The 22309-nt window shown below is 50.8% G+C and carries 18 protein-coding genes; 15 read left to right on the top strand and 3 right to left on the bottom strand.

The features are described 5' to 3' along the window. Window positions 1-34: 34 nt before the first annotated feature. Window positions 35-829, bottom strand: coding sequence for a Nif3-like dinuclear metal center hexameric protein (locus tag ACN6MW_RS03050; RefSeq protein ID WP_419874168.1), 795 nt, complete (start codon window positions 827-829; stop codon window positions 35-37). Window positions 830-990: 161 nt separating this feature from the next. Here ACN6MW_RS03050 and ACN6MW_RS03045 point away from each other — a divergent pair, with 161 nt between their 5' ends. The 4 genes from ACN6MW_RS03045 to ACN6MW_RS03030 all read left to right on the top strand — a co-directional run bounded on the left by ACN6MW_RS03045 (window position 991) and on the right by ACN6MW_RS03030 (window position 5047). Further along, window positions 991-1197 carry a hypothetical protein gene (locus tag ACN6MW_RS03045; protein ID WP_419874167.1) on the top strand — a complete coding sequence of 69 codons (207 nt, stop codon included), beginning with the start codon at window positions 991-993 and terminating at the stop codon, window positions 1195-1197. Between the two features lie 153 nt (window positions 1198-1350). Beyond that, window positions 1351-2715, top strand: coding sequence for a hypothetical protein (locus ACN6MW_RS03040; RefSeq protein ID WP_419874166.1), 1365 nt, complete (start codon window positions 1351-1353; stop codon window positions 2713-2715). Window positions 2716-2826: 111 nt separating this feature from the next. Further along, a complete protein-coding gene (locus ACN6MW_RS03035) occupies window positions 2827-4146 on the top strand; it encodes a phytoene desaturase family protein (protein ID WP_419874165.1) in 1320 nt (439 codons plus the stop codon). Further along, window positions 4136-5047 (top strand): RNA polymerase sigma-70 factor, encoded by a 912-nt coding sequence (locus ACN6MW_RS03030; RefSeq protein ID WP_419874164.1) that lies wholly within the window; start codon window positions 4136-4138, stop codon window positions 5045-5047. The genes ACN6MW_RS03035 and ACN6MW_RS03030 overlap by 11 nt, the downstream gene beginning before the upstream one ends. A 73-nt stretch (window positions 5048-5120) precedes the next feature. On the opposite strand, the gene ACN6MW_RS03025 is transcribed toward ACN6MW_RS03030, so the two are convergent. Continuing rightward, on the bottom strand, window positions 5121-5927 hold the full coding sequence (locus ACN6MW_RS03025; RefSeq protein WP_419874163.1) for an alpha/beta fold hydrolase: 807 nt from the start codon (window positions 5925-5927) through the stop codon (window positions 5121-5123). A gap of 212 nt (window positions 5928-6139) precedes the next feature. On the opposite strand from ACN6MW_RS03025, the gene ACN6MW_RS03020 reads away from it, so the two are divergent. Then, on the top strand, window positions 6140-6502 hold the full coding sequence (locus ACN6MW_RS03020; protein ID WP_419874162.1) for a hypothetical protein: 363 nt from the start codon (window positions 6140-6142) through the stop codon (window positions 6500-6502). A 13-nt stretch (window positions 6503-6515) separates the two neighbouring features. Here the strand turns inward: ACN6MW_RS03020 and ACN6MW_RS03015 are convergent, their stop codons facing one another. After that, window positions 6516-7187: a formylglycine-generating enzyme family protein gene (locus ACN6MW_RS03015; protein WP_419874161.1), complete on the bottom strand. Its 672-nt coding sequence runs from the start codon at window positions 7185-7187 to the stop codon at window positions 6516-6518. A gap of 273 nt (window positions 7188-7460) precedes the next feature. On the opposite strand from ACN6MW_RS03015, the gene ACN6MW_RS03010 reads away from it, so the two are divergent. The 10 genes from ACN6MW_RS03010 (at window position 7461) to ACN6MW_RS02965 (ending at window position 22216) form a co-directional block, all read left to right on the top strand. Beyond that, window positions 7461-8306 carry a metallophosphoesterase family protein gene (locus tag ACN6MW_RS03010; RefSeq protein WP_419874160.1) on the top strand — a complete coding sequence of 282 codons (846 nt, stop codon included), beginning with the start codon at window positions 7461-7463 and terminating at the stop codon, window positions 8304-8306. A gap of 16 nt (window positions 8307-8322) precedes the next feature. Then, window positions 8323-8952, top strand: coding sequence for a glycerol-3-phosphate responsive antiterminator (locus tag ACN6MW_RS03005; protein WP_419874159.1), 630 nt, complete (start codon window positions 8323-8325; stop codon window positions 8950-8952). Between the two features lie 233 nt (window positions 8953-9185). Continuing rightward, window positions 9186-10514 carry an ABC transporter substrate-binding protein gene (locus ACN6MW_RS03000; RefSeq protein ID WP_419874158.1) on the top strand — a complete coding sequence of 443 codons (1329 nt, stop codon included), beginning with the start codon at window positions 9186-9188 and terminating at the stop codon, window positions 10512-10514. Between the two features lie 96 nt (window positions 10515-10610). Beyond that, a complete protein-coding gene (locus tag ACN6MW_RS02995) occupies window positions 10611-11522 on the top strand; it encodes an HAD family hydrolase (RefSeq protein ID WP_419874157.1) in 912 nt (303 codons plus the stop codon). Continuing rightward, entirely contained in the window at window positions 11476-12546 is a 1071-nt protein-coding gene (locus tag ACN6MW_RS02990; RefSeq protein WP_419874156.1) for an ABC transporter ATP-binding protein, read from the top strand. The genes ACN6MW_RS02995 and ACN6MW_RS02990 overlap by 47 nt, the downstream gene beginning before the upstream one ends. A gap of 1 nt (window position 12547) precedes the next feature. Then, complete coding sequence (locus tag ACN6MW_RS02985) at window positions 12548-13420, top strand: carbohydrate ABC transporter permease (RefSeq protein ID WP_419874155.1); 873 nt, start codon at window positions 12548-12550, stop codon at window positions 13418-13420. A gap of 105 nt (window positions 13421-13525) precedes the next feature. Beyond that, entirely contained in the window at window positions 13526-14356 is an 831-nt protein-coding gene (locus ACN6MW_RS02980; RefSeq protein WP_419876258.1) for a carbohydrate ABC transporter permease, read from the top strand. A gap of 23 nt (window positions 14357-14379) precedes the next feature. Then, window positions 14380-15120 carry a glycerophosphodiester phosphodiesterase gene (locus ACN6MW_RS02975; protein WP_419874154.1) on the top strand — a complete coding sequence of 247 codons (741 nt, stop codon included), beginning with the start codon at window positions 14380-14382 and terminating at the stop codon, window positions 15118-15120. Between the two features lie 38 nt (window positions 15121-15158). Further along, entirely contained in the window at window positions 15159-16031 is an 873-nt protein-coding gene (locus tag ACN6MW_RS02970) for a glycerophosphodiester phosphodiesterase (RefSeq protein WP_419874153.1), read from the top strand. 245 nt (window positions 16032-16276) lie between these two features. Continuing rightward, on the top strand, window positions 16277-22216 hold the full coding sequence (locus tag ACN6MW_RS02965) for an S-layer homology domain-containing protein (RefSeq protein WP_419874152.1): 5940 nt from the start codon (window positions 16277-16279) through the stop codon (window positions 22214-22216). Window positions 22217-22309 lie beyond the last annotated feature (93 nt).

Below are 22309 nucleotides of genomic sequence, written 5' to 3'. Positions count from 1 at the left end.
GGATTATAAAATTTTCATGATTCCGGGTTTTGGCTCAAACCACCCGAAACACCGGATTCACCGGTATAAAGTGAACGGGCAGGCTAGGATACGATTCCTGCAGCCGTTCTGCCAAATAACGCATGCCGGGCTCTTCGCTCTCCGCATGTCCCAGTACAAGCAGCGATTTCGGCAAGCCCTGATACGTAGAGTCCCTCACATATTCGGGCGTTTCCCATTCAGGTCCCTCGCCCGCGATAATCAAGTCGAGCTTCTTCCCGCGGAATAGCGGAATGGCGTTTACGCCTCCGCCTCTGTAGCCCACAAGAATTCCGATGCGGCTGCATGTCATGTGCGAATCGCCAGCGATCCGTACATAAGGGATAGAAAGCTGTGTTTTGGCGTATTCCGCAATTTCTATGGCGCGCATTTGAGGTATACGAAGCATTGCTGCCGCAGGCAGCATTTCCTCCACGCAAGTTTCCCACTTCAGGTTATGAAGCAAACCGGCCATGATGGTATCGGGCTCCATCCTATGGCAATAATCATGATGACGATAGATAGCGAGGCCGGATTCCTGAATAAGTTTTTCCTTGTTTCGAAATACCGGATCGCCGTCCAGAAGCCCGTTCGTCATCCGATGGCTGTAATAAGGAGCTTCATGGGAGATAAGTAAATTCACGCCCAAGGCAATTGCTTGCTCGATGACCTGCTGCGTGGCCATTTGCGTCGTCGCGATCCCAAGGACTTCCATGCCGGGATTGCCCGGCTCCAAACCATCGACCGTGTTCTCAATCGGATGGACGGAAGAGCGTAGTCGATCGATTACATTTTGAATCGTAATCCTCATGGTTCCTATTCCTTTCTACGAGAGTTAATCCGTCCTCCTACACTTCGATGCCTAAAGGCGTACTCCTTGTTTTCTCAGCGTCGGTATTAAATAATGGCGATCAGGAGAGGGTTATGTTGCGCGACCGATTCAAGTTCAGCAGGAGCATCACGTATAAATGAATGATTTCTTATGCAGTCATTTTGCTTATTCCGGTTATTGTAAGCGCAATCGTATATATGCAAACGACGCAAATCGTCGAATATGAAATTCAGCGTGCAAGCAGCGCGATGTTGAAAAAGGTGAAGTATATCCTGGACAGCGAAATTGACAAGCAAACCAAAATATTGGGGCAATCTGAAAACATTGCAGGATACGTATGTTATTAAGGCATTACAGTGGCGAAGTTATTACCGGCCTGCAAAACGAACATTTTTTAGTGAATGAATTTGTTAGCGGTATTCTGGCTGGATGATTGTCGCCTAACCGCCCTCCGATGAATACATCTGAAGCATAAGATGTAACAGGAGAGGGTGTTAACTATGCAGGCTGTTCCTCATGATCTCGTTCAAGGATGGATCGCTTACACGTCGGACCGCGGAGGAACGTTCGACATTTGGCTGTACCGACCGCAGGACGGTCTTACGATGCAGCTTACACGGGGGCTTGGTGCGGAATTTTCCGTTCCCTATTGGTCTCCAGACAGCAGGAGGATTGCCTTTATCGGCACCGGCAACGTGGTCCACCTGCTGGATCCCGTTACGCTTTCCGTCGCCCGAATCGACCAAATCGAACCATTCACGCTGCTGGACTGGTCCCCGGACAGCCGTTTTCTTGCGTATGTCAAAAACGGGAATATCGTCATTTATAATACAATCTCACATAGCAGCTATGCGATCCGGGAGCCGGGAGCCAGCGATGTCCAGTGGTTCCCTTCGGGGATGGAGCTGCTCTTCGCGGCGCCGGATGCCACGGGCATCACCCAGCTCTTCCGCATCCGGACCGATGGCATCGACCGGAGACAAATGACTCAAAATACGGACGGACCGCTCCATGACGTTCGGCTTTCCCCAGACGGAACCTTCGCGCTATATACGTTTCCCGGTGCGAGCATCTCCATCATTTCAACGGTAGATCTAGCCAACGGCAATATTTACACGCTGGAAGGCGGACCACTTGCCAAAAACTATTTTCCTGCATGGTCTCCGGACTCCGGAAGCATCGCCTACAGCGCAACCGTCTATCAGGAGCCGAATTATTATTCACTCATCCAAACCGACAGCCGTACTGGTCAGAGCCAAAGGACGTTAGCAGTATCGGACTGTTTCGCCACTACTGTCGGCTGGTCGCCGGACGGCAGCAGGATCGCGTATTTATCGGGATGCTCGGGTGTAGAAAGCGCAAGTGAGCTGTGGATCGTCGGAGTCAAGGAGAAAGCTCCGGCAATCGTCCTCAGAGGCGGCCGGATTAGCGCTCTGCAATGGTCTCCTGGCGTCAGAAAGATTCCGGAAAATGTCTACACGAGTTTCGTGTACCGGGTATCCTTTCCGTATCCCGCAAGCTGGCGTCGGGTCGGCGAGGAGCGATATGAAGGGCCAAGCGGATTTTTTCAGGTATCCGCGATCTCAGCGGGGGACAGGATTGCCGACGTATGCCGTTCCGAAGCTTTTCATCCATTGATGCCATATGGCTCATCTCCTCGCATTGTTATGACAACGATACAAAACCAAGAGGCATGCTTCATTTTTCCGTCGGCTGACCAACCGGCGGAGATGAACAAACAGGCCGCCCTTATTGTGAGATATCCCCGCCCAGTCCAGATTGGGGAAACGTCCTACAATTATTTTATCCTGTGGGCCGACGTCAACCATATCCGCCAAATTGGAAGGAGGCTGTCGTTCCTTTAGCCAACTCGGGCATCTGCATCCTGCGGCGATTGTTGCCTTCAATGACGGCATTGTCACAAATTAGTTCCGTTAATCGTCATGAATGCATTAGACCGGAAAGGATTGATATTCATGACACAGAATCGTATGGAATCGAAATGGGATGTTGTTATCATTGGAGGCGGCATTGCCGGATTAACCGCTTCGATTTATTTGGCGCAGGCAGGCCGGAAAGTACTGCTGCTCGACAAAGGCACGAAGCTCGGCGGACGCGCCGCTTCGAACGAGATTGCGGCAGCGCGCGTAAATCTGGGAGCGCATGCCCTATATAAGAGCGCGCTCCCTATTTTGCGGGAGATTGGCGTTACACCTACTGGAGGGATGCCGAAGCCGACAAGCACGTTCGTGTTCAAAGGCGCAAATGGCGGGAATGAAGCGCTCCCGTTCTCGCAGCTGCTGCTCGGATCGTTCCTTAAGTGGCATGAGAAAACCCAACTGCTTCGATTTTACAGCCGGCTCCGCAAGTCAGACACCGCTGCTCTGCACAAGGTTAGCATGCAAGCTTATTTGGAATCCCAAATCTCCAGTCCGCGCGTGCGCAATGTCGTGCTTGCGCTCGTTCGCGTGTCCACGTACTGCGATGCTCCGGAGCTGCTAAGCGCCGGCGCCGTAATCGAGCAGCTCAAGCAAAGCCAAGTGATGTACGTGGACGGAGGCTGGCAAACGCTTGTGAGCAAGCTGACGGAACAAGCGCAGCAGGCAGGGGTTTCGATCCGTACGGGCTCACCCGCGCGGGAAATTACCGGCAGCTATCCCCGAATGACGGTTACTTTAAAGGATGGAACGCAGCTGATGGCCAGTTACGTGTTATCCACTGTCGGACCAACCGATACGCTGGCTCTCCTTCATCCGGCGCTTACCCCTGCGGAAGCCGCAGTCTATGAGCAGCTGATTCCCGTTCGCGCGGCATGCCTGGATCTCGTCGTTGCCGGACTGCCTCAACCAAAAACGAAATTTGCATTAGGCGCCGATTATCCATGGTATTACTCCAACCATTCGGCCGTTTCCACGTTTTCCGATAATCCGGCACACGCGGTTGTGCATGTCATGAAATATTTGCCGGCTTCGAAGGATTCGGAGCCCTTGCAGGATGAACGCGAGCTGGAAGGCTTTCTCGATCTAATACAACCGGGTTGGCGCAAGCATGTCGTTCAGCAGCGCTTCCTGCCGCGAATGCTGGTTTCGCATGCTGTCGTAACCGCCGAGAACGGCGGTCTCTCGGGCAGACCCGGACCTGCGGTCGAAGGACGGTCCGGGCTCTATGTCGCCGGCGATTGGGTCGGATCTTCGGGCATGCTGTTAAATGCATCATTGTCTAGCGCGAAAGAGGCTGCTCGGAGTATAATAGCCGGTAAAGAACAAGATAAAGAAGGAATGTTTCGTGGAGCTTGATTCCGTGTACCGAATGTACAGACCGCTTCTTCTCTCCATAGCCTACCGCATGTTAGGTTCCGTCACGCATGCCGAGGATTTGGTGCAAGATGCTTTCGTAACGGTTCAGCAGCAGAACAGCAATAAGGAAGGCGAGCCCGTCCGCAACTTGAAAGCATACTTATGCAAAATCGTAACGAACCGTTGTCTGGATTACTTGAAATCCTCGCGCAACAAAAGAGAGGTTTACGTCGGCCCTTGGCTCCCGGAGCCTCTCGTGCAAGACTACGCGGCCGTGCCTGCCACGGCCTCTGCCGAGGGACAGGATCCCCTCCAGATGATCGTGCTGGAGGATACGATATCGTATGCTTTCCTATTCTTGCTCGAAAGGCTTACTCCTATAGAGCGCGCGGTATTCATTCTTCGCGAGGCCTTCGAATACGACTATCGCGATATTGCGGATTTCGTTAACAAGACGGAGCTTGGATGCCGCAAGATCTACAGCCGCCTGAAACGGAAGATCCAAGACGAGCCGCCCGCCGAGCTGATCTCCAGCGCGCAGTCCGAACAACTCGTGCTGCGCTTCCTCCATGCGACGGCGACGGGCGATATGGAAGGGCTCTTCGCGATGCTCGCCGAGGACATCGTGCTGTACAGCGACGGTGGCGGTAAAGTCATGGCGGCGATTAATCCTATTACATCTAGCAAACGCGTCCTCGCATTCATTCAAGGACTTACGTCCAAGGGCGACGGCCAAGGAAGCGTGAGGCTCGTGATAGTCAATGGCCAGCTTGGCTTTGTGCTAAGCAGCCCATCTGAGCCATATCCCACCGTCGTCAGCCTGGAGTTCAAAGACGACCGCGTTCAGCGGATTTATCTCGTGCGCAATCCGGATAAGCTGCGGCACTTGAAACTGGGATAGAACATAATGAACGAAAAACAGCCCGTTATGGGCTGTTTTTTTATGCTGCCAAATCAGATAGGGGGAGGTATGTCTAGCCTTTAAAAAACGCGGCAAGCTCGGCTGCAATGATTTTGGAATCGAGTTTTTTCGTATGGCCGAGTCCTTTTTTACTGAGCAGCAGTGCATGGGGGAGCACGCCGGCCAATGCTTGGGCACCATGGCGCAGCGCAGACGGGCTTTCCGTACCTTCGAGCACCAGCGTTGGCATCGTGACTTTGCTCCACAAGTTGGCAGGGAGCGGCTTTCCGTCCATATATCCATCCAATAAAGCTGCATCATAGGGAAGGGTGTGGGCCACGGCCATGAGCCTGGCCCACACACCCGGCATGATGCGCATCAAGCTCACGACGAATGAAGGCGCACCCATGCCCTTGGTCATAAAATATTGGATGGCCTCAGCGCAGCGGTTAGCGGAAATCAGCTCATTAACGCGGGCTGTAAAATTTTTTGGCGGCTTGCGATCCGCAGCATCGACCACGAATGGAGGTTCATGCAGGGCTAATTTCTTGATGTTGACCCCTAACGCTGCAGCCTGCAGGGCAAGAACCGCGCCGGATGACAACCCCCAAACATTTGCCGAGCCGCCGGCTTCATCGATCAAGGCCTGAAGATCTTCTATTTCGCGCACGATATTATAGGGCTGCGTGTCTCCACTGTCACCGCGGCCGCGGCGGTCGTAGTTGTAGACCGTGAAATGCTCGGACAGCAGATGGGCCAGCTGCACCTGCCCCGGAAATTTCCGATAGCTGAATGCACCTGTTACCAATATGAGTGCCGGTCCTTGACCAGATTTGTCATAAGCGATTTTGGTTCCGTCCTTCGAAATGAATGTGTACATAGTAGGTCTCCTTTGTCGTGATTTCAGGCTTATATGAAGTCGACGAACCGCTGACGGCAAAATCGACACATCTGGTAAATTATTTTAAAATGGTTCGGCATATCCAATAAGTTTATTTTCAATAATAAAGGACATGCTATTAAAGTAGGAACGCATGTTCTTTTTTTATGCGGTCATAACTCTTAATGAAATCGGAAATGGGAGATGATGATATGCTTGAAATTATTGAGGATATTGAAACGAAAATTATTGGGCTGCAATCGCAAATAACAAACCGGAAATCTTTTGAGAGATTTAATTTCAGTTACGAATCAGATAACCAATATAAAATCTTTGTATTGACCTTAGAGCTGGAGAAGTGGGAAGCATTACTGAACCTGTTGGTGCAATACCAGAAAAAGAGATGTGTCCCGATCTCAAGAAAAAGCAAGGATTTCGAGAAAACGATCCAGCTTCAATTGAAAGGCGTCCCTGGTACTATTAGAAGAGAAACATGTTTATCTATGATTGAATATATGAAGCAATTGGAATGGGAAATCGAGAATAGGAACGGCATTTTATTGGAAGGTTCATAACGAATCGTTGTTTTTACAAACGAATAGACCGGGCAAGACGGAAGCCAAGGTCATCGATGCAAAATGACGGATGGCTGCGACGACGGCAGGTTGCCCCGCAGCCTCTGGCCTCTTCAGCCCAGCTGCCTCCCCGAAAAATCCGGTAGGAGCCATAAACCCTTTCATCATATAGATCCCAACACCATTCCCATACATTTCCGAGCATGTCATACAAACCCCATGCATTCGGCTCCTTACTGCCTACTTCATGAATCCTGCCTTCTGAATTTTCATTGTACCAGGCAATCTTTTCTATTTCCCCATATCTATAGCCGGCCGTTCCTGCTTTACATGCGTACTGCCATTCGGCTTCCGTAGGAAGGCGATAGCCGTCGGAGTCCCAGTCGCAGATAATCCTTTCACCATCGATACTTTCGGAATAACAAGGCTTCAGCCCAGCCTTCCGTGAAAGCACATTACAAAAAGAAATGGCATCCTGCCATGAAATATTAACAACCGGCGTTTGAGCTCCGTCAACACAAATAGGCGGGTTTTGGATGTTGGCAAAATACAAATCGTTAGTGACGGGATACGGGGCAAGAAGGAAGGGGCTTATTTCGGCCTTCCATTTGCTTTTTGTCCTATCGTCTCGTAATTCAATTTCTCCGCCGGGAATGTTGACCATTGGATAAAGTGGGGTAAACATAGGGAGGCTCCCGCCTTTCATTTGCGTGCACTGTCCGCATAGGCTGCGGCCAGTTTCTTAAACTCCAATATATCGTCAATATTTTGGCAGGTCCAGAAAAATATGGAATTATAAGGCTTAATATGCTTTTGCGTAGGGAGATTGGATGGGGCCATTTACCTCTCCGATCAAGCCTTTACAAAATCTACTTTCCTATTTAACAGATAAACTATACTTCACCTATACCATTAGAGAGGAAATATCGAATTTGTATAAACCGGGAGGAGAAACGTGATGAAATTAGTATTAATGGGAGATTTGCACTATCACGAAATCGATCATTCGATTCTGGGATTGCCGGAGGCGCGCACGGCATTCTATCATACCTTGCTTGAACGTTTTCTGGATATCAACGCAGATTTGCATATATCGCTCGGAGATCTTACCAATTTGGGATCGTCCTTGGAGCTTCAAGAAGTATACGAGTTATTAAGACTTAAGGATAGAGCGTTTATTCATGTGCTTGGCAACCATGATCTCTATACGCAGACGAGAAGGGAAGTTCTGGAGATTACGGGCCAGCAGCGTTATCACGCCATGGATACCGAGACTGCGATGCTGGTCTTTCTGGATACGGCGAAGGAGCTGGATTTCGAAGACTGGGGCGGCTGGATCGATGATGAACAGCTGCAATGGCTTGAGAGGATGGTCGAAGCTTCGGGTTCGAAGCCGCTGCTTGTATTTGGCCATCATCCTGTGTATAACACAACGGCAAGATCAGAGAAAGACAAAGGCTCGATTCATCCAAGCATCGATATGTGGCGCATTTTGAACCGGAAAAATGGGGTTGGCATCTATTTTAATGGACACACGCATGTAGATTCAATCATCACGCAAAATAACTGGACATTCGTACAGCTATCCGCCTGTCTGGATCAGCACGGATTCCGAATGCTAGAATTTACGGATAATGAGATTCGGATCTCGGCCATCGATATCGCGGACGAAGACGTTCAGAAGCATGCTTCTATGCTGCATCAACATATGAAGCACTTCAAACCTAATCCTGACGCCCGGGGAATGGATTCGGATCGGGAAATTATGGTTTCCTTGTTGAAGACGGAGCAACCGCAAATATAGAAGCGAGGTTATAGGGATGAAGAACGCAGGCCATCATGACGCTTTCTTGAAACGGCTCGCCACGCATAAAATGATCGCTTCAATTAAAGATCCGAGGCATATCGAAACTGCGCTGGCGTATCGCAGCCAATTAAGCGGCATTTTTCTACTGACAGGGCACATCGGCATCGTGAAAAGCTACGTTGACTTGTTCAAGGACCATCAACTGCCCATTTTCCTGCATCTCGAGAAGATAGGCGGACTCAGCACGGACAACTACGGCCTCGAATACTTGGCGAAGGTCATTAAACCGACAGGCATTATTTCGACGAAAACCAATGTAATCAAAACAGCGAAAAGATTGGGCCTGCTAACCATTCAACGCTTCTTCCTCGTCGACACGGAGGGGCTTGATAATATTGCCAAAAGCTTGTGCCAAACCGAGCCGGACATCATTGAGGTCATGCCTGCCCGGATTCCCGACATGATCGGGAAGGTGAAGGCTTTTACCTCACTTCCTATTATTACCGGGGGCTTATTGTATGAGCAAAGCCATGCGGAGGAATGCCTAAAGCACGGGGCAACCGCGATCTCTTCTTCGAAGCCCGAGCTTTGGAGCGGCGCGGAGCCGTTACCGAGCAAGAAGAAAGTTAGACAAATCATATAGTCTATCGGCAATAAAATGAATTCATATAATCTTTGCAATCAGATAACATAGTTTTAATAAACATCGGTTATGATTCATTATGAAAAGTAAATAGCAATCGGTTGGAGCATTGGAGAAACCTTATCCGCTGCGGACGCTTATGTCCTCGGCAGGATTAAGGTTTCTTTTTTTGATGCTTTCGGCCACAGAGACCGGCATCAGCCAATTAAAAATGGAAAAGGTGGAGTTGGACAATGGTTAAAAGGTTAACGGCACTAACGCTTGCTATTTTCATGGCAGCAGTACTCGCGGCATGCGGGTCAAACGGTACGGCAGCGAACAGCGGCAACGCTAGCAGCGGAGTTAACGCGGAGAGCGCGGATGCCGCAGCGTCCGAAAAGATCACCATTAAGTATTGGTACGCATTCGGCGACAAAATTGAAGAGGCAAAGCTGCATATGGTCAAAGAGTTCAACGAATCCCAGGATAAAATCGAAGTGGTAGCCGAGCATCAAGGCGACTACGAAGATCTTCATGCTAAAGTGCAGGCGGCATTCGCAGCGGGGGATGCGCCTGCCGTAACCGACCTCGAAATCGCGTCTACCGGAGTATTCGCCCGCTCCGGCATGCTGGAAGAGCTGACGACTTACGCGGAGAGGGATAAGGATCAGCTTCAGCTTGAAGACTTTAATCCCGGTCTAATGGGCAACGCCTACGTGGATGACAAGCTGTACGGACTTCCGTTTATGCGCAGCACCCCGATTTTGTACAAAAACGTCACGATGCTGAAAGACGCCGGCCTTGATCCGGCCGGTCCTAAAACATGGGATGAGCTTGAACAGTATTCCCGCGTGTTGAAGGAAAAGGGGAAGGTAGGCATGACGGTAGCGGCCGACATTTGGTTCTATGAAGGCCTGGTTGCCCAAAGCGGCGGACAAATGCTTAGCGAAGACGGCAAATCGGCTGCGTTCAACTCGCCGGAAGGCGTGGCGCCGGTAGAGTTCTGGAAGAAGCTCACAAGTGAAGGGCTTATCAAAATGCCTGTAGGCGATGAAGCGGGAGCGACAGCGGATAAAGATTGGTCGAATCAAGTATCTGCCTTTAAGTTCGGCTCTACTGCCGGCGTAACGGGAAGCCTCGAAATCGCGAAGGGCAACGGCTTTGAATTGGAAACGGCGTTTATGCCCGCTAACGTTAGCTATGGCGTACCGACCGGCGGCTGCCAGCTCGTGATGACGTCGAAGAGCAGCGATGAAGAGAAGGAAGCGGCTTGGGAATTTATCAAATGGATGACTTCCAAAGAAAATACGATCTACCAGCACAAGCATGTCGGTTACCTGCCGACCCGTCTATCCGCTGTGGAGAGCGATGAGCTGAAGAAGCATTTCGAAGAGTATCCGCAGTTCAAGGTAGCCGTGGACCAATTGGAATATGCAAGACCGCGTCCGATGGAGAACGCTTATCCGGAAATCGCAAAAATGATCAAGGAATCGATTCAAAAGGCCATTATCGATCCAAATACGACTCCGCAGGATGCGCTCAACCAAGCTGCGGAGAAAGCCAACAAGCTGCTTAGCAAATAAGGAAAGCTTCGCGATGCCAAAACTGTTTCGCCGGGAGAGGGCGTCAGGCTTGAAAGCCCTCTTCCGTCCATTATATGAGCTGAGAGGTTACATCCTATGATCAACGAAAAATGGTTGTCTGACATAAAAATCATTATTTTTGATATGGACGGCACGCTCTATCAGGAAGATAAATTTTTGGAACGGTATATTCGCTATTTGCTGGCTGGAACGGAGTACGAAGGGGAGACAGAGTCTGCCATCAGCGCGGGCAGGGACATTTTGTCGGGGAAGCATCCCTTCCAATTCGGGCATTTCTATCATAAGCAGGACGATTTGGCGCTGGTGCGGAACGAGGATGGTTTCATTCAAGGCTATACATGGGAGGGAACCGCGATTGAAGATCGCGCACTCGCGTACGGACCGCTGTCCTCACAAGCCCATCATCTGATTCAAATTGGCGATCCGTGGGGAATTGCGGCAGTCGTCAGCCACAAATACAAGCTTCCCGAAGAGAAGCTGCAATCGGCTTTCAAGCAGGTTCGCAGGGAGATGCTCCTCGCACCTTATCAGTTCGATCTGCACAGCGGTTTATTTGAAGCCATAGAGGAGCTTACGGCTACCCATCAAATCATTCTCATGACGAATACGTTTTTGGAATCCGGGATCGATTTCCTGAATTACATGAGAATCCGCCATTTGTTCGAGGAAGTGTATTGCGGCGCCGAGAAGCCGCTAGGGATGGATAACTATATCTCCACGCTGCTTGCGCAGGGGTATCAGGCACGTGAGATTTTGTCGATTGGGGATAACCCGTGGAATGATTTGCATCCGGTCAAGCGTAAGGGCGGCAGAACCTGCTTTATATCCCCTTACCCAAGCAGTGATCCGGAAATCTGGGATTTGCGGTTGACATCTCTCGATGAGCTGGCGCAGCTCATGCAAGCGATTGGGAAATCCATTACAAGGAGGCCAATATCGGATGGCGAAGATCGAACTGAAGCATATCAGCAAAAAATTCAAAGATGAAACCGTCATTGAAGATCTGAATTTAACGATTAAGGACGGCTCGTTTACCGTGCTCGTAGGACCCTCCGGCTGCGGTAAATCGACGACACTTCGCATGGTAGCCGGGCTGGAGAAGCAGTCAGGCGGAGAAATATGGATCGACGGCAAATGCGTGAACGATACCCCGCCGGGACTGCGGGACGTCGCGATGGTTTTTCAAAATTATGCCCTGTATCCAACGATGACCGTACGCGGCAATATCGAATTCGGCCTAAAGAATAGAGGGATTCCGAGAAGCGAGCGCGAGAAGCTGATACAGGATATTTCGGAGATTGTCGGGTTAACGCCGCATCTGAACAAGAAGCCGCAGCACCTGTCCGGCGGACAGCGTCAACGGGTTGCCCTCGCCCGTGCGATGGTGAAGAAACCCAAGGTGTTCATTCTCGATGAGCCGCTTTCCAATCTGGATGCCAAGCTGCGCAACCAGATGAGGACGGAACTCATTCAGCTGCATAAGCGGCTTGGAACTACCTTTGTCTACGTAACGCATGATCAAGTGGAAGCCATGTCAATGGGTGATGAGATTGTGGTGATGAATAAAGGGGTCATTCAGCAGTCCGACTCGCCGATGAAGCTCTATCACGATCCGTCCAATCGATTTACCGCGGAGTTCATCGGCACTCCAGCCATGAACATGATAAATAGATCGGATGTCCACGGATTGGATATTCAGACGAATGCCAGCATCGGCCATGTCGGGTTCCGTCCCGAGCAGGCGCTCCTCGGCGGAAACGCGGCGGACGAAGGGTTTGTCATAGAAGGCAAGATATTAACCCGCGAGAGCCTGGGCGCGGAGCATATTTATCAGATTCAAGCGCAGGCTGGCATCTTCTTTGTCAAAACGTTCTTAGCTCCGGTTGAGACTGCCGAGCATGTGAAGGTTACGGTTCCGCATGAACATCTCTATTATTTTGGGCGGAGCGGGGAACGGCTCCGCGGCATTCAGGCCGGCACGAAAAGTCTGATTGCTGCTGGAGGGATCTGATATGACCGTATGGGGAAAGCTGCGTCCTTACGGCATGGTTGCACCGGCTATTATCATTTTTTCGTTGTTCTTCATCTATCCGATCTTTTACATGATCTATTTGAGTATGTTCGATTGGAATTTTATCAGCCCGACCAAGACATTCGTAGGCTTCCAGAACTTTATTGATCTGCTCTCGGAGCCGGATTTCCGGCAGGTGCTCACCAACACGACGATCTATACGGTGATGACGGTAACGCTGACGACAGGCTTCGCTTTGCTGCTTGCGTTATGGCTGAATGGGAAGAGCTTCTTCCACGGGTTTGTGCAGGGGGCTATCTTTAGCCCGCATATAATTTCGCTTGTATCCATCTCGCTGCTGTGGAGCTGGCTGATGGATCCCGAATACGGCCTGCTGAACTGGGTGATCGGACTCTTTGGCTTCGGCAAGCTGGACTGGTTGTCCCATCCGAGCACCTCGTTGATCTCGCTGGTCATGGTAGCCGTTTGGAAAGGGCTCGGCTACAACGCCCTAGTGTTTATTGCGGGTTTGCAGAGCATACCGGCCGATATTTACGAAGCAGCGTCCTTGGACCGTTCGAAGCCTTGGACCACATTCACAAAGCTGATTCTGCCGATGTTGTCGCCGACGATCTTTTTTCTTGTGATCATCAACATGATCGGATCGTTCCAAGTATTCGAGACCATCGCGATCATGACGCAGGGAGGCCCGGTCAATTCGACCAACACGCTGGTGTATTACATCTACGAATACGGCTTCCGGTTTTTTAAGATCGGCTATGCTTCCGCTGCAGGCGTCATTCTGCTGGTCATCGTAGGGATATTAACCTTGATTTATTTCAAGCTGCTGTCGAATCGCGTTCATTACCGTTAGAGAGGAGTGAAGGTATTGAAAGCCGTAAACCGTTCAATCGGCAGCAAGCCGGCTTTGGCTGCCGCCGATGACAAGTTGACTTTCATACGCAGTAAACGGGTGATTTTGCAAAAAGCTTTATGGGCCGCGCTGCGTGTATGTAATGTAATAGGGCTGCTGGCGCTGGTACTGATTTTCGCCATGCCTTTTATTTGGATGTTCTCCACCTCGCTGAAGACGCTGCCGGAGACGATGATTTTTCCGCCGGAATGGATTCCGGATAAAATGCTTTGGCAAAATTACGCTGACGCTTGGAACACGGGACCATTCCTAAGTTATTTCATGAACAGCGTCATAATCGCGGTTGGCATACTTGTTTTGCAGATGCTGACGATTATTCCGGCTTCTTATGCTTTTGCAAGGTATAAATTCAAAGGCTCAAGCTTTCTATTTGGCATCGTTATGGTGACGTTGATGATTCCGGCCCAGCTCATCTTTCTTCCGGTTTACTTGGAACTCAGCGCCTTTAAGCTGCTGAATACGCATCTCGGGCTTATTCTTCCGTTTGCTTCAAGCGCGTTTGGCATCTTCCTGCTGCGGCAGGCGTTCATGCAAATTTCGGATGAACTGCTTGAAGCGGCAAGGCTTGATCAAGCAGCGGAGTGGAAAATCATTGTGCAAATTATGGTGCCGATGGTAAAGCCGGTGCTCATCACCTTTGCTTTATTCAGCTTTATTGCCCACTGGAACGACTACTTCTGGCCGCTCGTCATGACTACTAACGAAACGGCAAGAACGCTGCCTCTTGGCATCGCCAAGATTAGGGAAGTAGAGGGCGTAACGACATGGAACATACTAATGGCCGGCAATATGATACTGGTCGCTCCGATTCTGGTCGTGTTTTTCCTATCCCAGCGTCAGATCATTAAGGCATTTGTTTATAACGGGGTTAAATAAAAGTTCGGAAGGAATGAGTTCATATGATAACAATCGTTGCTCACCGCGGATGGTCGGGAGAAGCGCCCGAGAATACGATCGCAGCTTTCAAACTGGCGATGACGGACCCGGATATTCCGATTATCGAGCTCGACGTGCATTTGTCAAAGGACGGAATCCCCGTCGTCATTCACGATCATGTGCTGGACCGGACAACGAACGGTTCGGGTCCTGTCAAAACATTTACTTTAGAGGAATTGCGCCAATTGGATGCGGGCAGCTGGTTTGCTCCATCGTTCGCAGGAGAGAGGATTCCGACGCTGGAGGAGGTGCTTCTGCTTGCCAAAGGACGCTGCAAGCTTCATGTGGAGCTGAAGTCGATGGGCGACGAGTATGAAGGCATCGAAGAGAAAGCCATTGCGATCATTCAGCGCTGCGGCATGCAGGAGGAGGTCCATCTCTCTTCCTTCGATCATGATTCGATGAAGCGTGCGAACGAAATCGATCCTTCTATCCGGACGGGGCTTATTTTCTTAGGCAAGCCTACGCTTCTGATCGAACAGCTCCGGTATACGGGAGCTGCGAGCGTGTCCATGCATTACGCATTCATTACGAGCGATTTCGTGGAAGAGATGATTCAGAACGGCATCGATATAGGCGTGTGGACGGTTGATGACCCGGACATTCTCGCCCGTATCATCGATCAATACCCCGATATGCGCATTACGACGAATCATCCGGACCGCGTGCTTCGAATCGTGAGAAGGGATCGCGTGAATTCGTAAGCCGGCGCTTCACGCTTAAGAAAAAAGGAGGAGGAGCAATGGCCAGTCGAAGAGCATCCGTGGTATGGCGTAAGATCGGATTGGTATTGTTCATCCTATGCAGTGCGGCACTCACGATGTCTGCAGCCGGTTCCCATTTGGCAGAGGGGTTGCTTATCATCGCGCATCGCGGGGCTTCCGGTTATGCTCCCGAGAACACGATGGCTGCCTTTGAGCTGGCCGAGCGGCTGGGCGCCGATTTCATCGAATTCGATGTACAAATGAGCAAAGACGGAGAGCTTGTCGTCATCCATGACGTTACGGTGGACCGAACGACGGCTTTCGCAGGCAATGTAAACGGCTATACGCTCAGCGAGCTGCAAGGAATGGATGCGGGAAGCTACTCGCATGCGGATTATGCGGATGAAACGATCTTATCCTTCCAAGAAGTGATGAGCCGGTTTGCAGGGGAAATTGGCCTGCTGATCGAGATTAAAAATCCGCATCTCTATCCTGGCATTGAAGAAAAAGTGGCGGATGCCGTGCGGCGGTCCGGGCTGGGGCTAAAAGTCGCAGGATTAAGAGATACGGATCGTTTACAGCGAATGGAGAACATTGAAAACAGCTCAGCCATTATTATTCAATCCTTCGACCGCGTATCGATTCGTAGAATGCATGCCCTGCTGCCCGAAATTCCCGTTGCGGTTCTAGTTCACAAGGATCAACATCCATTGCCTGCCGAGACGCTGGATGAACTCGCTTCATACTCGTCCTACATCAACTACAGCCATGATCTGCTTGACGGGGAGCTCGTACGGGAAATCCATAAACGCAACCGTAAGGTCATGGCCTGGACCGTAAGGAATGAACGGGATATGGAGCGGATGAAGAAGCTTGGCGTGGACGGGATTATTACGGATTTTCCGGGTTAATGCAAACAAGAAATCCATGGCATGCTGCAGCCGGCCTTTGATTTGGCGCTGCATGTTATGGTTTTTTTTATGCTGCGTCTGGAACCATTTCCAATTTATTAACAATAACTTCAAATGCCGATAATACTGCTCTGATTTTTTGTTCCTATCATTAAGTTTGGAAAATAAATCCTGAATAGAGAGGCTTGTAGGATTAGTGTTCGTGCATAAGGCAATTACAATCTAAAGAAAAGAGTTGATTGAAGTTGAAATTGAAGGGTAAGGAAAGAAAAACGGCGCAAAAAATCATGTCGGTCATGATTGCGGCAGCCGTTATTTTTGCGGGTACGTTTCCTGCTCCGTCAACGTTTGCGGAGGATAGCGCAACCATGCAAGGCGCTGGACAAGCCGCCATTGCAAGCGAGACAGAAAAGCCGGTCATCACCTTTGTACCGAATACAACACCGATCGAACCGCAGGATTATACCGTTACGGCCTCCGTATACGAGAGCGATGGCGTTCCGAACGTGACATTAAGCTACGAAGGCGAAGACGGTGCATTCGTGCCGGTTTCCCTGACAAGCGGTCCGAATGTGGACGGTACAGCCGCATACTCGGGCGTTATCCCAAAAACGGCCATGAACGGAAGGACAAGCCTATCCTATTATTTGGAAGCGAATAACGGAACTTCGGCTGTACGCAGTCCGGAAGATCCAGCTAGCTTTTACACGTTGAATATTGAGCCGGCGGAAGGCAAAGGCCCTTATTTGCTCATTACGGAAATCGTTTCGAATGCACGCGCTGCCGGCAAAGACCTGCCGGAAAGCTGGGAATATGTCGAGCTTTACAACAACAGCAATCGGACGGTTCCGCTGAACGAATATAAGGTCTTATACGGCTATCCGAACCTGGCGACTGCGCCGGTTCAGCTTGATTTGAAGACGGAAAAGATACTGCAGCCAGGGGAAACCGTCGTGCTGTGGAACTGGATCGAAGGGTCAAGCGGTGATCTTGCGGGTTTTAACGCCAATTATGGAACGAGCCTGACGGAAGACCAAATCATTAGATTCGGCAATTATAATTTTAAAAACGATTCCGGACGAAGCGTTTCGATCGCTACCGACGCGGGCGAGGTTATTGCAACTGCCCGATACAATGACAGCGCAGACGGTTCCAGCTTTGTCGAAAGCGGTACCCATGACAACTTGGACCATTCCAGCATCATTTACAAAGCCCATGCAGACGGCAATGCGATGATGGCGAAGATCGGCTCCAAAGTGAAGCCGGCAACGCCAGGCAGACTGCTGGCCGAGCAGCAGCCGGAGGCGGGAATGACGCTTCCCGAAGATTTCCTTAAGCCGACGGTTGAGCATGAAAGGCCGTTCTCTTCTACGGTTGCGGAAAACCTGTTTCTTACCGCCAAGGTAAGGGACGATCAGAAGCTTGAGAGCGTGAAGCTCATGTACAAAAAAGTGGATGCGCCGGAATTTACGTCAATGCCAATGACGCTGTCCGATGTTCAGGACGTATATGGCGCCTTGTTAACAAAGGATAAGCTGCTTGGCGCAGGCATGATTCTCTACTACTTCGAAGCGGCTGACGGTGCCAATACGGTTCGTTATCCGGCAAATAATACGTTGAAGTTCCAAGTGACGGATACGCTTCAGCCGGTTGCTTCGCCGCTTCTTATTACGGAAGTGCTGCCTGACAATAAGGGCGGGGATGCCTATGAGTACGTGGAAGTGTACAACAATACGAACCGCTCCATACAGCTGAAAGACTATCATATTCGCTATACGAGCCGCTATGGCGATTACGTGGCCTGGGATATCGATACGGACACGGTTATTCCGGCACAGCAAACCGGTTTGATCTGGGTGCAGTCGACAGCGAGCAAGGACAAGCCGGTCACGGATTTTCTCAGCCATCATAAAATAAGCTTCGACAGCTCGCGCGTAGCGGTACTTTTCGCTGACGGCATGTCCAATAGCGAAGAAGGCCGAATTGTATTGACAACCGATGCGGGAGATATTGTCTCGCAGGCCTGGTTCAGCATAGCGGAGGATCAAGCCTTCGATGACGGCACGTCGATCGTATACGAATATCCGCAAGACGGCGGCAATCGGATGGTCGAGCGCGGCTTTAAGCAAGTTTCGACGCCGGGGCAGCTGCTCAGCGGACAAGTTCCTGCCGAAGCGATTCAGCTGGAGGCGGATACGGAACAGCCGGTTATTACGCATTCCGCAGCCGCTGACCCGCAAGCCCGGGGTAATCTGTCGCTCGAAACGACGGTAACGGATAATGGGCAAGTGAAGAAAGTGACTTTATTCTATAAGCGCAGCAATGAAACGGAATTTCGCAGCGTGAATATGTCACGGACGTCAGATCATGTTTATAAATCCGAAAACGTGCTTGCGCAGCATTTTCTGAATGCTGACGCGGTCGATTATTATTTCGAAGCAACGGACGGATTGCAAACCGCAAGCTCGTTGTCCGGAAATGGAGGCCAGCCTTATCAACTGAAATATGAAACCTCCGAGCAAGCTCCGCTGCAAATCAATCTGCAAAACGGAGAGTTTGTCAGCGGCAAGAAACGTGTGTCAGGTGCAAGCATAGATCCAGCGGCTGCATTGACGTTAGAAATGGATGGCATGCCGTTAAGCACATCCAAAACGATGCAAAGCGACGCTTTTCTGCTGCTCGAAGTAAACGACATGCAAGCGTCTTTCAAAAACGGGCTGTATATAAACGGCGAATATGCTGCTTTATTGCCGGGAAGCAGTAAATATATTCAAATCCCCATTCCGCTTGCGGCAAACTTATTGCGAACGGGCAGCAATGCGATTACGTTGACTGCAGGGAACGGAAAAGGACCAACGGAACAGGAAGGCAATAACGATGATTTTACGATCCAAAGCGTACAGGTCGTTTTGTGGAACGGAGACAAGCTGGCGATTGAATCGGGACGTATTCTAAATGCTAACGGCTCCTATACGAATGTCGATTTGAACGCTCCTCGGACGGCCATCGGGGACGGCAGTTCGAATGATGCGGCAGCCAAGCAGCTGGTCGAGTACACGGTTACGCTGCCGGTTGAAGCATTCAATGCCGTGTCCGCCGAGATCGATACCGCTGCCCTGCTTGACGGCGAGCATACGCTGTTGCTTTCTTCGGACAGCGGTACGGCGCAATCGAAGATTATTGTCGACAATACAGCGCCTGTCATCGCAGGCCTATCTCTTGAAGAGGGTAAGGTTTACCGCGATACGCTGTCGCTCGCTGCCGATGCGTCGGATGCTGTGTCCGGCATTGCTTCGATCACCGGAACGCTCGACGGCCAGCAGGTCGCTGTTCCGTCTACGATGAAAATTGCGGGATGGAAAGAAGGAGCGCACACGTTTCAGGTAACGGTAACGGATAAGGCAGGCAACGTATCGGAGGACTCGGTTACCTTCTTGATTGAAACCGAAAATCCGGAAAAGCCAAGCGAACCCGCGCCTGCCGATAAGGCGTCTGAAACCGGAACGAACCCTAACCTAAGCGTGAAGGTAACGGATCCGAACGGCGATGCGATGGACGTTACGTTCTACAAAGGTTACCGGTACGATTTCTCGGAAACAAGCACAAAGGCTGCGTACTGGAATGCTGTGGATCGCGAGCCGCCGCTCGAACTGACGCCGGCAGGGGAAACGGCGATGACGCCGAATGAAATTGAGCAGCTCAGCAAGCTGGATGGCCGTTATTTTACGAATAACGACCAGGAGAAGTTCCCGTATCAGCGCTTTGACTTTACGGTTGCCGGTGAGCTTGCAGCCGACAACGAGGTCGAAGTCGTATGGCAGGGCCATTCCATGCCGGGAAGGCAGGTCACGCTTTATACGTGGAATTACAATACGGAAGTATGGGAACGCGCCGCTTCGGGGGTAGGCGAGACCGATTTCGAATTGCGCGCAAAAGTGAATGTCGGCAATATGGTTCGAGATCAAATCGTTCACGTGCTAGTACAAGATCTAATCCCGTCGGCGCAAGAAAAATTCACGTTCGCTTGGATAAGCGATACGCAATATTATTCGGATTCTTATCCTTATATTTATAAATCAATGACGCAGTATATCGCGAATCAGAAGGATATCCGCAATATCGCGTATTCCGTCCATACCGGGGATCTCGTCGATGATTGGGACCGTCCGGATGAATGGAAAACGGCGAGCGACAGCCAGCAAGTGCTTGAGGATGCCGGCGTGCCTTACGGCGTCGTTGCGGGCAATCACGACGTGAACCATGAAGCAGCCGATTATATGGAGTATTACAAATATTTCGGCAAGGACCGTTATGAGGATCAGCCTTATTACGGGGACAGCCCTAACAATAACCGCGATCATTACGATCTGATTTCCGCAAGCGGGCAAGATTTTATCATCATGTATTTTGGCTGGGGGATCGAAGCGGACACGATTAAATGGGCGAATGAAGTATTGGCTAAGTATCCTGACCGCCATGCGATCATTGCCACGCATGAATACATTTCCGCGAGCGGGGCTTATTCCGGCGACGGAGAAAAAATATGGACGGAAGTCGTCGCGAATAATCCCAACGTGTTCATGGTGCTCTGCGGCCATATTCACGGTGCGGCCTACAATGTCAAGCATGCGCCTGACGGACGCGTTGTCGTGGAAATGCTCGCCGACTATCAAAGCGGTCAGGAAGGCGGCGGCGGATTCATCCGCTTCCTGGAATTTGATACGGCGAACGAGAAAATCCATGTGTCTACTTATTCGCCATACAAGAATGACGAGAACTACTATGAAGACCCAGGACATGATAACTTTGATCTTCCTTTCCTACCGATTGCTCCTGACAAGCAGGTAGCTACGGATTATATTGGCTTAAACGTATATACGAAGGAGCTTATCGGCAGCCAGAAACAAGTGGCAAGCGGCTCGCGTGCTTCCGTCAACTGGCTTGGACTAGCAGGTGAGCAAACGTATAGCTGGTATGCGGCGGCGGCTGACCCGTTTGGAGGAACAGCCGTATCCGATATTTGGTCCCTATCAACCGGCAAGTCAATCCTAAACGGCGGTGACGGCGGCAACGGTGCCGTAGATACGGGCGATGGCAGCTATGGGCCTGACACGCTCGTCGTGAAAGCTGCGGCGATTGCCGATCCGGACGGCGACGGCAAAGTAACGGTCACGTTATCCGAGGGGCAGCGTTCCGTATTATTTACCGCAGATGCGCTGCAGCAGCTGAGCAATATCAATCTAACGATTAAGAACGGCGAGGACAATATCACTCTTCCAGGAGCGTACTTTACAGCGTTTTTGTCTAAGTACTCCAAAGGCGACCAGCTTCTCGTTTCGATTAAAGCAGCAAATGCCTCTGCGGCGCAGCAAGCTTACCTCGGGAAAGCCGGCTCGTCTGTGGAGGTAACGGCAGCCGTCGTCCAGCAGGACGGGAAAACGGCAGCCTTGGAACAGCTTGAAAGCAAAGCCGTGCTGTCGCTTGAAGCGAATGGCGTGCGCAATTCCCGCTTAGCCGCGATTTATTTGATTGGAACAGACGGCTCGCTACAGCGGGTAGAAAGCCGCTTGGAGAATGGCATTTATGCGGCGGATATTAATAAACCGGGCATCTATGCAGTCTTGGAGTATAACAAACCGTTCGTCGATTTAGCGCAAACCCACTGGGCTTTCGATTATATTCAGGAGCTTTCCTTCCATGAGGTCATAAACGGCGTGGATGCGGATCATTACAAGCCTGGTACGGCTACGACAAGGGCAGAATTTGTGAAGCTAATCGCAGGCGTGCTCGGCTTGAAGCCAAGCGGAACAGCCGAATCCTTCTCTGACGTGAAGAAGGATATATGGTATGAGGATGCGATTATGGCTGCAGTCGAAGCTGGAATCATTCAAGGGTCAGGCGATGGGAAATTCGATCCAAACCGCCGCATTACCCGTGAAGAGATGGCTGTTATCCTGGTTAACGCGTATCAATTCAAGAACGGCAGCAGCACGGGGCCGGGCAGTGGCAGCCCAGCATTCAAAGACGCCAGCCAAATTAGCGAATGGGCGAAGCAGGCGGTCACGCAAGCGGCTGCGCTCGGCTTTTTGGAAGGACAAGGCGGCGACTTGTTCGCTCCGGATAAGCAGGCCACCCGGGCGGAAGGCGCGAAAGTCATATATATGCTTATGGAGGCGGTAAAGTAAAGGAAGTTCGGTTATACGAGTTAGCAAGGAACACAGCTCCGCAATGGACCGTCGTTCGTTATGATGGTTCCAGCAGCGGAGCTGTGTTCCATT

It is taken from the genome of Pristimantibacillus sp. PTI5 (assembly GCF_048572955.1).
GTDB lineage: Bacteria > Bacillota > Bacilli > Paenibacillales > Paenibacillaceae > Pristimantibacillus.
This window is presented reverse-complemented; position numbering and strand designations above follow the sequence as displayed.

What these genes read in the sequence shown, in the direction of transcription:
- ACN6MW_RS03010 (WP_419874160.1), top strand. Translation starts at nt 7,461, where the DNA reads ATGAAATTAGTATTAATGGGAGATTTGCACTATCACGAAATCGATCAT.
- ACN6MW_RS02985 (WP_419874155.1), top strand. Translation starts at nt 12,548, where the DNA reads ATGACCGTATGGGGAAAGCTGCGTCCTTACGGCATGGTTGCACCGGCT.
- ACN6MW_RS03040 (WP_419874166.1), top strand. Translation starts at nt 1,351, where the DNA reads ATGCAGGCTGTTCCTCATGATCTCGTTCAAGGATGGATCGCTTACACG.
- ACN6MW_RS02975 (WP_419874154.1), top strand. Translation starts at nt 14,380, where the DNA reads ATGATAACAATCGTTGCTCACCGCGGATGGTCGGGAGAAGCGCCCGAG.
- ACN6MW_RS03020 (WP_419874162.1), top strand. Translation starts at nt 6,140, where the DNA reads ATGCTTGAAATTATTGAGGATATTGAAACGAAAATTATTGGGCTGCAA.
- ACN6MW_RS03025 (WP_419874163.1), bottom strand. Translation starts at nt 5,927, where the DNA reads ATGTACACATTCATTTCGAAGGACGGAACCAAAATCGCTTATGACAAA.
- ACN6MW_RS02970 (WP_419874153.1), top strand. Translation starts at nt 15,159, where the DNA reads ATGGCCAGTCGAAGAGCATCCGTGGTATGGCGTAAGATCGGATTGGTA.
- ACN6MW_RS03045 (WP_419874167.1), top strand. Translation starts at nt 991, where the DNA reads ATGATTTCTTATGCAGTCATTTTGCTTATTCCGGTTATTGTAAGCGCA.
- ACN6MW_RS03005 (WP_419874159.1), top strand. Translation starts at nt 8,323, where the DNA reads ATGAAGAACGCAGGCCATCATGACGCTTTCTTGAAACGGCTCGCCACG.
- ACN6MW_RS02990 (WP_419874156.1), top strand. Translation starts at nt 11,476, where the DNA reads ATGGCGAAGATCGAACTGAAGCATATCAGCAAAAAATTCAAAGATGAA.
- ACN6MW_RS03000 (WP_419874158.1), top strand. Translation starts at nt 9,186, where the DNA reads ATGGTTAAAAGGTTAACGGCACTAACGCTTGCTATTTTCATGGCAGCA.
- ACN6MW_RS03015 (WP_419874161.1), bottom strand. Translation starts at nt 7,187, where the DNA reads ATGTTTACCCCACTTTATCCAATGGTCAACATTCCCGGCGGAGAAATT.
- ACN6MW_RS03050 (WP_419874168.1), bottom strand. Translation starts at nt 829, where the DNA reads ATGAGGATTACGATTCAAAATGTAATCGATCGACTACGCTCTTCCGTC.
- ACN6MW_RS02995 (WP_419874157.1), top strand. Translation starts at nt 10,611, where the DNA reads ATGATCAACGAAAAATGGTTGTCTGACATAAAAATCATTATTTTTGAT.
- ACN6MW_RS03035 (WP_419874165.1), top strand. Translation starts at nt 2,827, where the DNA reads ATGACACAGAATCGTATGGAATCGAAATGGGATGTTGTTATCATTGGA.